Genomic DNA, 12,608 nt, shown 5'->3' on the forward strand with positions numbered 1-12,608 from the left:
CCCTAGCACACCCCCTTCCCGGGGCCCCCCCCCCCCGCCCCCCCCCCCCCCCCCCCGGGGCGCCCCCCCCCCCCCGCCCCCCCGCGGGGCGCGCGGCCCCCCCCGCCGCCCCCCCCCCCCCCGCGCGGGGGGGGCCCCCGCCCGGTCCGTGTGGACGAAGCTCTCGTGCCGTGCCGTGGGGCAGGGACGGTATGCGGCTTCGGCGGTCCGTGGGGTCAGGCCGCCTCGTCACCGAGCGGCTGCGGGTTCGGGCTGACCCGCTTGGGCTTGGGCCGCCCCGGGGGGTGCAGGAACACCGCCACGCAACCGGCGAACAGGGAGATCGAACCGGCCAGGACGAACGCGCCCGCGTAGTCCCAGCTCGCCACCACGACGGCGCCCATACCGGATCCGAGCAGACCGGAGACGAGCTTCGAGGAGTACACCAGGCCGTAGTTCGTGGCGTTGTTGTTCTCACCGAAGTAGTCGGCGGTCATCGCGGCGAACATCGGGAAGATGGCGCCGCCGCCGAACCCGGAGATCGACGAGAACAGCAGGAACAGCGGCAGGTTCCCGATGTTCCCGGAGAACAGGATGCCGTACTGGGACAGCCCGAGGACGATGCAGACGAAGATCAGGCACTGCTTGCGGCCGTACCGGTCGGAGAGCCAGCCGATGACACCGCGGCCGGTGCCGTTGACGATCGCCTTCAGGGACATGGCGGTCGCCACGATGCCGCCCGCGAAGCCCGCGTCGTCACCGAAGGGCACCTGGAAGGCGATACCGAAGATGTTCACCCCGGACGTGCACAGGAGGCAGAACCACATCAGGCCCACCCGGCCGGTGCGCCACGCCTCCATGGGGGTGTACTGGTGGACGGCCGGCGGGTTCTTCTCCATCGCGCGCCGGGTGCGCGCGTCGGTCGGCTTCCGCAGCGGGTCGATGTCGGCCGGCCACCAGTTCTTCGGCGGGTCCTTGAAGAAGTAGCCCGCTCCCGCCACCACACCGGCCAGGAACACACCCACCGCGACCAGCACCCAGCGGAAGTTGGTGAGGTCCATGTAGCCGGTGAAGATGAAGACGAACGGCACCGAACCGTAGGCGAAACCGCCGTTCACGAAGCCGGTCTTGCCGCCCTTGCGCTCCGGATACCACTTGGCGACCATGTTCACGCAGGTCGCGTACACCATGCCGGCACCTATACCGCTGAACATGCCGAAGCCGAGATATGCGACGATCACATGCGGTGCGAAGGCCAGCGAGACATAGCCCAGCAGGGTCCCCACCGCGCCGCACATCATCGCCCAGCGGGCCGGCAGTTTCCCGCTCTCCCGCAGCTTGCCCGCAGGGAAGGCCACCGCCGCCTGGAAGAACACCCACACGCCCAGCATCCAGAAGATGTGCGCGCTGCTCCATGAATGGGCCGTGTGCAGCGTGTCCTCGGCGGAAGCGAACGCGTACTCCGCCGAGGAGATGCCCATCATGCCGATCCACGGCAGGATGACCATCCACTTGCGTTTGCGGCCCATGATGTCGATGTCGGTCTCACCGAGGCGGTAGACGCGTCCGTTCGCGTCGGCCACCTCCCGGTAGGGAACCGGCTTGCGCAGATCGGTCGTTGTCATGTCGTGTCGCACCCCTTGCGTCGAAAGTTCTGGCCAGCGCCCCCTGTCCAATGCCTTTCGTGCGCGTTCGGGTCCCGGGGCCGGCCGACGCGCACCGTCGGCCGGCCCCCCGGGCCGCTCACCTCATGAACCGCCCCCCAACAACCCCGCCGCACGCGCCCAGCGGTACTTCGCCCCGAGCACCGCCACCGGCCGCTCGGTCGTGTACGGATAGGCCACGACGCCCCGCTCGAAGAGGTACTGGCACGCCTCCTCGACCTCCACGTCGCCCGCCAGCGACGCCACCACCGGCTTCTCGACGCCCCGTTCACGGAACTCCGCCACCACCCGCGCGGTGAGCTCCGCGAACACCATGGGAGGCGTGACGATGGTGTGCCAGTAGCCGAGGACGAGCGCGTGGATGCGCGGGTCCTCAAGACCCAGCCGGATCGTCGCCTCGTACGTCGACGGCGGCTCGCCCCCGGTGATGTCCACCGGGTTGCCGGCCGCCCCGAAGGGCGGAATGAACGCGCGGAACGCCGCGTCCAGGTCCGGCGGGATCTCCATCAGCGACAGCCCGTTGTCCGTCACCGCGTCCGACAGCAGCACCCCGCTGCCGCCCGCCCCCGTGATGATCACGACGTTGTCGCCCTTGGGGGCGGGCAGCACCGGCAACGCGCGCGCGTACTCGAGCATGTCGCTGAGACCCGGCGCGCGGATCACCCCGGCCTGCCGCAGGATGTCGTCGTACACGGCGTCGTCGCCCGCCAGCGCGCCGGTGTGCGAACCCGCGGCCTTCGCGCCCGCCGCCGTACGGCCCGCCTTCAGCACCACGACCGGCTTCTTCGGCACCGTCTCGCGCGCGGCCCGCACGAACGCCCGCCCGTCCTTGAGATCCTCCAGGTGCATGGCGATGCAGTCGGTGCGCGGGTCCTGCCCGAACCAGGTCAGCAGGTCGTCCTCGTCCAGGTCCGACTTGTTGCCCAGCCCGACGATCGCCGACACACCCGTCCGCGTGGTGCGCGCGAACCCCAGGATGGCCATCCCGATGCCGCCCGACTGCGACGTCAGCGCGACTCCGCCCTTGACGTCGTACGGCGTGCAGAACGTGGCGCACAGGTCCTGCCACGTCGAGTAGTAGCCGTAGATGTTGGGGCCGAGGAGCCGGATGCCGTGCCGTTCGGCGATCGCCACGATCTCGTCCTGGAGCTCCTGCTCACCGGTCTCCGCGAACCCGGAGGGAATGAGGACCGCGTTCGGAATCCCCTTGCGCCCCACCTCCTCCAGCGCCGCGGCCACGAACCTGGCGGGAATCGCGAAGACCGCCACATCCACCTCACCGGGGACGTCCGTGACACTCTTGTACGCCTTGCGGCCCAGAATGTCATCGGACTTGGGGTTCACCGGATGGATCTCCCCGGCGAAGCCGCCGTCCACCAGGTTGCGCATCACCGAGTTGCCGATCTTGCCCGGCTCGGCGGAGGCGCCGATCACGGCGACCGAACGCGGCTGCATCAGCCGCCGCATGGAGGCGAGGATCTCCTCACGCGAGTACTGGCGGCGCTCCTTCGGGATCTCGGTCGCCAGGATCACCCGGATGTCGGCGGCGACCGCGCCGCCCGGCGTGGCGATCACCGGGTTGAGGTCCACCTCGGCGATCTCCGGGAAGTCCGCGACGAGTTCCGACACCCGGCGGATCTGCTCGGCGACCGCCCACCGGTCCACACCGGCCTGCCCGCGCACCCCGCGCAGGACCTCCGCCGCCCGGATCGAGTCCAGCATCGACAGCGCCTCGTCCGCGTCCACCGGGGCGAGCCGGAAGGTGACGTCCTTCAGCACCTCGACGAGCACCCCGCCGAGCCCGAACGCCACCACCTTCCCGAACGTCGGGTCCGTGACCGCCCCGACGATGACCTCCTGTCCCTGCGGCAGCAGCTCCTGCACCTGCACGCCGTCGATCCGGGCGGCCGGGTCGTACGCGCGCGCGCTCTCCACGATCCGGCAGAACGCCGCCCGCACATCGGCCGCACCCTCCACACCGACGATCACACCGCCGGCGTCGGTCTTGTGCAGGATGTCCGGTGAGACGATCTTCATCACGACAGGCCCGCCGAACCGCGCCGCGTACGCCACGGCCTCGTCGACGTCCGTCGCCAGTTCCTCACCCGGTACGGCGATCCCGTACGCGTCCGCCAGCACCTTGCCCTCGGGCGCGGTGAGCGCGGTGCGCCCCTCGGCGCGCACCGCCTCGAGCAGCGCGCGCACCCGGAGCGTGCGGTCCTCGGCCATCACGTCAGATCACCCCGTTCGACTTGAGCAGGCGCAGTTCCTCGTCGCCGAGGCCGAGTTCGCCGACGAACACCTCTTCGTTGTGCTCGCCGAGCAGCGGGGAGGCGACCACGTCGACGGGGGAGTCGGAGAGCTTCAGCGGGCTGCCGACGGTGACGAACTCGCCGCGCTCGGGGTGCGGGACGGTGACGACCATCCCGTTCGCCGCCAGCGAGGCGTCCTCGATGATCTCCTTGGTGGACAGGATCGGCCCGCATGGGATGTTGTGCGCGTTCAACTGCTCCAGCACCTCCCACTTGGGCAGCGTCGAGGACCACTCCTCGATCAGCTGGAACATCTTGCCGAGCTTGGGCAGCCGGGCCTGCGGCGTCGCCCAGTCGGGGTCGTCGGCCAGCTCCGGCCGGCCGATCAGCTCACTGACGGGCTTCCAGCCGACGGGCTGCACGATCACGTACACGTAGTCGTTCGGGCCGCCCGGTGCGCACTTGACCGCCCAGCCGGGCTGCCCGCCGCCGGACGCGTTCCCGGACCGGGGGACCTCGTCGCCGAAGTCCTCGTTGGGATATTCGGCGAGCGGGCCGTGGGCCAGGCGCTGCTGGTCGCGCAGCTTCACCCGGCAGAGGTTGAGCACCGCGTGCTGCATGGCCACGTTCACCCGCTGCCCGCGCCCGGTGGACTCCCGCTGGAACAGTGCGGCGAGGATGCCCGCCACCACGTGGATGCCCGTGCCCGAGTCCCCGATCTGGGCGCCCGTCGCCAGCGGCGGCCCGTCCTCGAACCCGGTGGTCGACATCGACCCGCCCATGGCCTGCGCGACGACCTCGTACGCCTTGAAGGCGGTGTAAGGACCGTCGCCGAACCCCTTGATGGAGGCATAGACGATCCGTGGATTGATCTCCTTGATGCGGTCCCAGGTGAACCCCATCCGGTCGACGGCGCCCGGCCCGAAGTTCTCGACCATGACGTCCGAGCGCCGGATCAGCTCGGTGAGGATCTCCTTGCCGCGCTCGGTCTTGGTGTTGAGGGTGATGCTCCGCTTGTTGCAGTTGAGCATCGTGAAGTAGAGGGAGTCGACGTCGGGGAGGTCGCGCAGCTGTTTGCGCGTGATGTCCCCGGTCGGGGCCTCCAGCTTGACGACGTCCGCGCCGAGCCAGGCCAGCAGCTGGGTCGCGGAGGGCCCGGACTGGACGTGCGTCATGTCCAGGACGCGGACGCCGTCCAGGGCCTTGGCGGTGCGTGCGTTCATGGCGGTCTCGGTGGTCACCGGGGTCACCTCACTTGTACATCGTCTGGTTCATGGTTCCGGGGGCGTACGCGTCCGGGTCCACCCAGACGTTGATCAGGGACGGCTTGCCCGACTCGCGGGCCCGGCGCAGCGCGGGGCCGATGTCGGCGGGGTCGCGGACCTCCTCGCCGTGACCGCCCAGCATCTGCGCGAACTTGTCGTACGGGACGTCGCCGAGGGTGTTGCCGACCCGCTCCCGCTCCTTGCCGTACTTGGCGGCCTGGCCGTAACGGATCTGGTTCATCGAGGAGTTGTTGCCGACGATGCCGACGAACGGCAGGTCGTAGCGGACGAGGGTCTCGAAGTCCCAGCCGGTCAGGGAGAAGGCGCCGTCGCCGAAGAGGGCGACGACCTCCTTGTCGGGCCGCGCCTGCTTGGCCGCGAGCACGAAGGGGATCCCGACGCCGAGCGTGCCGAGCGGGCCCGGATCCATCCAGTGGCCGGGCGACTTGGGCTGCACGACCTGCCCGGAGAAGGTGACGATGTCGCCGCCGTCGCCGATGTAGATCGAGTCCTCGGTGAGGAAGTCGTTGATCTCGCCGACCAGCCGGTACGGGTGGATGGGAGAGGCGTCCGACCTGAGCTGCGGCAGCCGCTTCTCCAGCGCGGTCTGCTCGGCCGCCCGCAGTTCGTCCAGCCACTCCTTGCGCTTGGACGCGCCCCCGTTGAGGCGTCCGGAAGCCGCCTCGGTCACCGACTTCAGCACCAGTCCCGCGTCGCCGACGATGCCGAGGTCGATGTCGCGGTTCTTGCCGACGGTGCGGTAGTCGAGGTCGATCTGCACGACCGTCGCGGTGGGGGAGAGCCGCTTGCCGTAGCCCATGCGGAAGTCGAAGGGCGTGCCGACGATCACGATGACGTCGGCGTTCGTGAAGGCGTACCGGCGCGACAGCTGGAAGTGGTGCGGGTCGCCGGGCGGCAGGGTGCCGCGTCCCGCGCCGTTCATGTACGCGGGGATGTTGAGGGTGCGGACGAGTTCGATGGCCGCCTCGGTGCCCCGGGTGGTCCACACCTGGCTGCCGAGCAGGATCGCCGGCTTCTCGGCGTGCGCCAGCAGGTCGGCGAGTTTCTCGACGGCCTCGGGGTCGCCGGGCGAACGCGTCGAGGCGCGGTAGGCGCCCTGGCGCGGCACGCGCGCCGCGGACGCCGGCACCTTGGCGTCCAGGACGTCGCGCGGGATCTCCAGGAAGGAGGGGCCGGGAGCGCCGTGGTAGCACTCGCGGTAGGCCATCGACACCATGTCCGCGGCCCGCGCCGTGTGCGGCACGGTCGCCGCGAACTTGGTGATGGGACTCATCATGTCGACGTGCGGCAGGTCCTGCAGGGACCCCATCTTGTGCTGGGTCAGGGCCCCCTGACCGCCGATCAGCAGCATGGGGGACTCGGCCCGGAAGGCGTTGGCCACCCCGGTGACGGCGTCGGTGGTGCCCGGGCCCGCGGTGACGACCGCGCAGCCCGGCTTGCCGGTGATGCGTGCGTAGCCGTCGGCCGCGTGCGCGGCGACCTGTTCGTGACGTACGTCGACGACCTCGATGCCCTCGTCGACGCAGCCGTCGTAGATGTCGATGATGTGGCCGCCGCACAGCGTGTAGATGCGGTCGACGCCCTCGGCCTTGAGGGCCTTGGCGACGAGGTGACCGCCGGAGACCAGGTCCTGTGTGTCGTCGGGCATGGCGAAGTCCTGTCCCTTCATAGGGGGTGGGAACGCTCTCGTGCACCGCTCCCGCAGTACATTGCATACAGTCGACGAATACTGTATGAAGCTTGTTATCCCGCATCCCATGGGAGGTGTCCAGGGGGTGCGCGGCACTTTTCCACCGCCGGACTCCGGGCCGTCTCCCTCCCTCACCGCGACCTTCCGGCGACTTCGCAGACAGGAGCCGAAATGGACCTGTACGAACATCAGGCACGCGAACTCTTCGAGGAACACGGCATCGTGGTACCGGCCGCCGAGGTCACCGACTCGCCCAAACAGGCCCGCGGGATCGCCCGCCGGCTCGGCGGACGGGTCGTCGTCAAGGCGCAGGTCAAGACCGGCGGGCGCGGCAAGGCGGGCGGAGTGAAGCTCGCCGCCGACCCCGCCGCCGCCGAACTGACGGCACGCCAGATCATCGGCATGGACATCAAGGGCCACACCGTCGGCAAGGTCATGCTCGCCCGGCCCGTCGACATCCAGGACGAGTTCTACGTCTCCTACGTCCTCGACCGCGCGGCCGGCCGCTTCCTCGCGATCGCCTCCGCCGAAGGAGGCGTGGACATCGAGGAGGTCGCCGCCACCCGCCCCGAGGCCGTCGCCCGCATCCCCGTCGACCCCGCCGAGGGCGTCACCTCGGCGACCGCCGCCCGCATCGCCGACGCGGCGGGCCTGCCACCGCAGTCCGTCGACGTCCTGGTCCGCCTGTGGGAGGTCCTCGTCCGCGAGGACGCCCTGCTCGTCGAGGTGAACCCGCTCGTCCGCACCGGCGACGGACGGATCATGGCCCTCGACGGCAAGGTCACCCTCGACGACAACGCCCGCTTCCGGCAGGCCCGCTGGGGCGCCGAGGGCACCGCCCACGAGGACCCGCTGGAGGCGGCCGCGGCGGCGAAGGGCCTCAACTACGTCAAGCTGGACGGCGAGGTCGGCATCATCGGCAACGGCGCCGGCCTGGTCATGTCGACCCTCGACGTCGTCGCCGGCTGCGGGGCCCGGCCCGCCGACTTCCTCGACATCGGCGGCGGGGCGTCGGCGCAGATCATGGCGGACGGACTCTCGGTCGTCCTCTCCGACCCGGCCGTGAAGTCCGTCTTCGTCAACGTCTTCGGCGGCATCACCGCCTGCGACGCGGTGGCCGACGGCATCGTCCGGGCCCTCGGCACCGTCCGGCTGACCAAGCCGCTCGTCGTACGCCTCGACGGCAACAACGCGGCCCAGGGCCGCGCCGTCCTCGACGCACACGCGCACCCGCTCGTCGAGCAGGTCACCACCATGGACGGCGCCGCGCGCCGCGCGGCCGAACTCGCCACCACAGCCTGAGGAGACCGGACAATGGCGATCCACCTCACCAAGGAGAGCAAGGTCCTCGTCCAGGGCATGACCGGCGGCGAGGGCATGAAGCACACCCGGCGCATGCTCGCGGCCGGCACCGACGTCGTCGGCGGAGTCAACCCGCGCAAGGCCGGCCGGACCGTCGACTTCGACGACCGGGCCGTCCCCGTCTTCGGGTCGGTCGCCGACGGTATACAGGCGACCGGAGCCGACGTCACGGTCGTCTTCGTACCGCCGGCCTTCGCCAAGTCGGCCGTCGTCGAAGCGGCCGACGCCGGAATCGGCCTGGCCGTCGTCATCACCGAGGGCATCCCCGTCCACGACTCCGTCGCCTTCACCACCTACGCACGGCGGATGGGCACCCGCGTCATCGGCCCCAACTGCCCCGGCCTGATCACCCCCGGACAGTCCAACGCCGGCATCATCCCGGCCGACATCACCAAGCCGGGCCCCGTCGGACTGGTCTCCAAGTCGGGCACCCTCACCTACCAGCTCATGTACGAGCTGCGGGACATCGGCTTCTCCACCTGCGTCGGCATCGGCGGCGACCCCGTCGTCGGCACCACCCACATCGACTGCCTCGCCGCCTTCCAGGACGACCCCGACACCGACCTCGTCGTCCTCATCGGCGAGATCGGCGGCGACGCCGAGGAACGCGCGGCGGCCTACATCCGCGAGCACGTCACCAAGCCGGTCGTCGCCTACATCGCGGGCTTCACCGCACCCGAGGGCCGTACCATGGGCCATGCGGGCGCGATCGTCTCCGGCTCCTCGGGCACGGCTCAGGCGAAGCAGGACGCCCTGGAAGCCGTCGGCGTCCGGGTGGGCGGCACCCCCACGGAGACGGCACGACACGTACTCGCCGTCCTCGAAGCCGGACCGTGACCAATAGCCGACACCAGCCAGGGGCGGCCCCCCGGGCCCCCTCCTCTCGACTGTGCACCGAGAGCGGAGCGAACCGCATGACATCCACCCTCACCCTCAAAGCCGGCACCTCCTGGACCGATGCCTGGCAGCGCTGCCTCGCCGTCGCCCCGGAAGCCTTCCGGGACGACCGGGTCCTCAACCTCTGGAACGCCGCCTGGCAGGCCGACGGCCGGGCGCTGCCAGCCGCCAGCCCCGTCGACGGCAGCCCCGTCGCGGGCCCGCCGCGCCTGGACCTGGTCACCGCCCGGCACGCCGTACACGCCGCGCTCGGCCAGCACCGCGCCTGGCGGCACATCCCGCTGCCGGAACGCCGGGCCCGCGTCAGCGCCACCCTCGACGCCCTCACCGAGCACCGCGAACTGCTCGCCCTCCTCCTTGTCTGGGAGATCGGCAAACCCTGGCGGCTCGCCCAGGCGGACGTCGACCGGGCCATCGACGGCGTGCGCTGGTACGTCGACGGCATCGACGGGATGCTCGCCGGCCGGGCCCCACTGGACGGGCCGGTGTCCAACATCGCGAGCTGGAACTACCCGATGAGCGTGCTCGTCCACGCCCTGCTGGTCCAGGCACTGGCGGGCAACGCGGTCATCGCCAAGACCCCGACCGACGGCGGTGTCGCCTGCCTGACCCTGGCCTCGGCGCTCGCCGCCCGCGAGGGAATCCCCGTGACCCTCGTCAGCGGCAGCGGGAGCGAACTGTCGGAGGCTCTGCTGAGGGCGCCCGAGATCGGCTGCGTCTCCTTCGTCGGCGGCCGCGACACCGGCGCCGCCGTGGCCACGGCCGTCGCCGACCTCGGCAAGCGGCACATCCTCGAACAGGAAGGACTCAACACCTGGGGCATCTGGAACCACTCGGACTGGGACACGTTCGCGGCCGCCGTACCCAAGCTCTTCGACTACGGCAAGCAGCGCTGCACGGCGTACCCGCGCTTCGTCGTCCAACGGCACCTGTTCGACGACTTCCTGGCCGCGTACCTGCCCGCGGTCCGCACCCTCAGGATCGGTCACCCGCTCGCCGTGGAACACCCCGACGACCCCTACCCGCGCCTGGACTTCGGACCGGTGATCAACGCGGCCAAGGCGAAGGAACTGCACGACCAGGTCGCCGAGGCCGTGGAGCGTGGCGCCGTGCCCCTGCACCGGGGCCGGTCGCAGGACGCCCGCTTCCTGCCCGGCCAGGACACCTCGGCATACGTCCAGCCCGTGACGCTCCTCGCCCCGCCCCGCTCGTCCCCGCTGCACCACGCGGAGCCGTTCGGACCGGTCGACACGATCGTCCTCGTCGACACGGAGGCGGAGCTGCTCGCCGCCATGAACGCGTCCAACGGCGCGCTGGTGGCCACCCTGTCCACGGACGACCGGGCCACCTACGACCGGCTCGCCCCGCAGATCCGCGCCTTCAAGGTCGGCCACGGCACCCCACGCTCCCGGGGCGACCGCGACGAGCTGTTCGGCGGGTTCGGCGCGTCCTGGCGCGGCGCGTTCGTCGGCGGCGAACTCCTCGTACGTGCCGTGACCCGGGGCCCGGCGGGAGAGCGGCTGCCGGGCAACTTCCCGGAGTACCAGCTCATGCCGTGACGAGGGCCGGAGGGCTGGGCCCGTCGCGGTCCGGCCCTCCGTCCAGGGGCACGGAAACGCAGGTGAAAGGCACTGCGAAACCTTGGTATGGTTGTCCACGTCGCCGCAGGGATCACTCCCGACACGGCGGCAAGACACCTGGTCCGGGTGGCGGAATGGCAGACGCGCTAGCTTGAGGTGCTAGTGCCCTTTAACGGGCGTGGGGGTTCAAGTCCCCCCTCGGACACTCGCTGTGGCGATGTGAAAGCAAGGGTCTCAACCCAACGGTTGAGGCCCTTTCTTCGTGTTCGCGAAGCGCCCGCGAAGACGACACTGCGGCACTCTTCCCCCCATGCACGCGGGGGAAGAGGGCCGCAGTGGGACGCGGACGGTTCAGCGGGCCGCGGTGGCGGCGGGGGACCCGTCCCGGTCGGTGGCGTCGTTGCCGGCCGGGGTCTCTCCCTCGTCCAGGGCGATGTCCTTGGTCTCCTTGCCGATGAGCAGCGAGACCAGGGTCAGCAGCGCCATCGAGGAGAGGTAGACGCCGACCAGCCACGGCGAGCCGTCGCCGGCTTCCCACAGCGCCACCGCTATGAACGGGGCGACGGCCGCGCCGAGGATCGAGCTGACGTTGTACGAGATGCCGGAGCCGGTGTAGCGCACGCTCGTCGGGAACAGCTCCGGCAGGAGCGCGCCCATCGGGCCGAAGGTCATGCCCATCAGCGTGAAGCCGAGCACCAGCCACAGCACCACACCGAGCGTGCCCATACCGATCAGCGGCACCCACACCAGCCCGAAGACCAGGATCGCGGCGGTGACCCAGATCAGGGTGGCGCGACGGCCGTACTTGTCGGCGAGCGGGCCCGAGATCAGGGTGAACGCGGCGAAGAACAGCACCCCGAAGATCATCATCAGGACGAAGGTCGTGTAGCTGTACCCCAGACCGGGCACGGCGGCGTCCGTCGCGGTACGGCCGTAGCTCAGCGAGAACGTGGTCATCAGGTAGAAGAGCACGTACGTCGCCAGCATGAAGAAGGTGCCGAGGACCAGCTGCTTCCAGTGACTGCGGAAGACGGTGGCCAGCGGCAGCTTCCGCACCAGCCCGGCCTCCCGGGTCTTGGAGAAGACCGGCGCCTCGACCAGGCGCATCCGCACCCACAGGCCGATCACGACCATCACGGCCGAGAACAGGAACGGAATGCGCCAGCCCCAGCTCAGGAAGGCCTCGGAGGGCTGCGAGGGGTCGGCGCCGGCGCTGGACGGCAGGAGCGCGCCGATGATCAGGAAGAGGCCGTTGCCGATGATGAAGCCGAGCGGGGCGCCCAGTTGCGGGAACGTGCCGTAGAGGGCGCGCTTGTTCTTCGGGGCGTTCTCCGTGGCGACCAGCGCGGCGCCGCTCCATTCGCCGCCGAGCGCGAAGCCCTGGGCGAGCCGCATCAGCACCAGCAGCGCGGTGGCGATCCAGCCGGCCTGCTCATAGGTGGGCAGCATGCCGATGAGGAAGGTGGCGATGCCCATGGTGAGGAGCGACGCCACCAGCGTGCCCTTGCGGCCGAGCCGGTCGCCGAGGTGCCCGAAGACGATGGCGCCGATCGGCCGGGCGACCATGGCGGCGCCGAACACCGCGAAGGACGACAGCAGCGCCGTGGTCGGGTCGCTGTTCGGGAAGAAGAGCGAGGGGAAGACCAGGACCGCGGCGGTCGCGTAGATGTAGAAGTCGTAGAACTCGATCGTCGTGCCGATGAGGCTCGCGACGAGGACGCGGGACCGCGAGTTGGCGGGGGCCTGGGCTGTGCTGGTGGCTGGTGCGGGCATGTCTCGGTCTTTCGCACGAGGGCGGAGAACAGGCGCCGACGGTAGGTGTCGGCGGCCCGCCCGACAACGGGTCTTCCCCGGGGAGAATCCGTGTGTACGGTACAGGCAACTTAAGGTTCCCAAAC

8 protein-coding genes and 1 tRNA gene are annotated in these 12,608 nt (G+C 70.5%); 4 read left to right on the plus strand and 5 right to left on the minus strand.

Features of this window, described 5'->3' with window-relative positions; genetic code table 11:
* Positions 1 to 215: 215 nt before the first annotated feature.
* The 4 genes from ACIF80_RS27835 to ACIF80_RS27850 all read right to left on the minus strand — a co-directional run bounded on the left by ACIF80_RS27835 (position 216) and on the right by ACIF80_RS27850 (position 6,829).
* Positions 216 to 1,604, minus strand: a complete 1,389-nt coding sequence (locus ACIF80_RS27835; protein WP_399809746.1) for an OFA family MFS transporter — start codon at positions 1,602 to 1,604, stop codon at positions 216 to 218.
* A gap of 123 nt (positions 1,605 to 1,727) precedes the next feature.
* Complete coding sequence (locus ACIF80_RS27840) at positions 1,728 to 3,872, minus strand: acetate--CoA ligase family protein (protein WP_399809748.1); 2,145 nt, start codon at positions 3,870 to 3,872, stop codon at positions 1,728 to 1,730.
* Positions 3,873 to 3,876: 4 nt separating this feature from the next.
* On the minus strand, positions 3,877 to 5,118 hold the full coding sequence (gene frc, locus ACIF80_RS27845) for a formyl-CoA transferase (RefSeq protein ID WP_399809974.1): 1,242 nt from the start codon (positions 5,116 to 5,118) through the stop codon (positions 3,877 to 3,879).
* A gap of 28 nt (positions 5,119 to 5,146) precedes the next feature.
* Positions 5,147 to 6,829, minus strand: coding sequence for a thiamine pyrophosphate-binding protein (locus ACIF80_RS27850; protein ID WP_399809749.1), 1,683 nt, complete (start codon positions 6,827 to 6,829; stop codon positions 5,147 to 5,149).
* Between the two features lie 213 nt (positions 6,830 to 7,042).
* Between ACIF80_RS27850 and sucC the strand changes: the two genes are divergently transcribed.
* From sucC to ACIF80_RS27870, 4 genes are all read left to right on the plus strand, one after another.
* Complete coding sequence (sucC, locus tag ACIF80_RS27855; protein ID WP_399809751.1) at positions 7,043 to 8,173, plus strand: ADP-forming succinate--CoA ligase subunit beta; 1,131 nt, start codon at positions 7,043 to 7,045, stop codon at positions 8,171 to 8,173.
* Between the two features lie 12 nt (positions 8,174 to 8,185).
* Entirely contained in the window at positions 8,186 to 9,070 is an 885-nt protein-coding gene (gene sucD, locus ACIF80_RS27860; RefSeq protein ID WP_399809753.1) for a succinate--CoA ligase subunit alpha, read from the plus strand.
* A 77-nt stretch (positions 9,071 to 9,147) separates the two neighbouring features.
* Complete coding sequence (locus ACIF80_RS27865) at positions 9,148 to 10,689, plus strand: aldehyde dehydrogenase family protein (RefSeq protein WP_399809754.1); 1,542 nt, start codon at positions 9,148 to 9,150, stop codon at positions 10,687 to 10,689.
* Between the two features lie 141 nt (positions 10,690 to 10,830).
* Positions 10,831 to 10,915: transfer RNA gene (locus ACIF80_RS27870), tRNA-Leu, on the plus strand.
* Positions 10,916 to 11,061: 146 nt separating this feature from the next.
* On the opposite strand, the gene ACIF80_RS27875 is transcribed toward ACIF80_RS27870, so the two are convergent.
* Positions 11,062 to 12,483 carry an MFS transporter gene (locus tag ACIF80_RS27875; RefSeq protein WP_399809756.1) on the minus strand — a complete coding sequence of 474 codons (1,422 nt, stop codon included), beginning with the start codon at positions 12,481 to 12,483 and terminating at the stop codon, positions 11,062 to 11,064.
* Positions 12,484 to 12,608 lie beyond the last annotated feature (125 nt).

This window comes from Streptomyces sp. NPDC085927 (assembly GCF_044540975.1).
In the GTDB taxonomy this organism is placed as follows: domain Bacteria; phylum Actinomycetota; class Actinomycetes; order Streptomycetales; family Streptomycetaceae; genus Streptomyces; species Streptomyces hirsutus.

Bases quoted from the DNA above. Each gene is read 5' to 3' on its own strand.
- ACIF80_RS27835 (WP_399809746.1), bottom strand. From the start codon at position 1,604: ATGACAACGACCGATCTGCGCAAGCCGGTTCCCTACCGGGAGGTGGCC.
- ACIF80_RS27840 (WP_399809748.1), bottom strand. From the start codon at position 3,872: ATGGCCGAGGACCGCACGCTCCGGGTGCGCGCGCTGCTCGAGGCGGTG.
- frc (WP_399809974.1), bottom strand. From the start codon at position 5,118: ATGAACGCACGCACCGCCAAGGCCCTGGACGGCGTCCGCGTCCTGGAC.
- ACIF80_RS27850 (WP_399809749.1), bottom strand. From the start codon at position 6,829: ATGCCCGACGACACACAGGACCTGGTCTCCGGCGGTCACCTCGTCGCC.
- sucC (WP_399809751.1), top strand. From the start codon at position 7,043: ATGGACCTGTACGAACATCAGGCACGCGAACTCTTCGAGGAACACGGC.
- sucD (WP_399809753.1), top strand. From the start codon at position 8,186: ATGGCGATCCACCTCACCAAGGAGAGCAAGGTCCTCGTCCAGGGCATG.
- ACIF80_RS27865 (WP_399809754.1), top strand. From the start codon at position 9,148: ATGACATCCACCCTCACCCTCAAAGCCGGCACCTCCTGGACCGATGCC.
- ACIF80_RS27875 (WP_399809756.1), bottom strand. From the start codon at position 12,483: ATGCCCGCACCAGCCACCAGCACAGCCCAGGCCCCCGCCAACTCGCGG.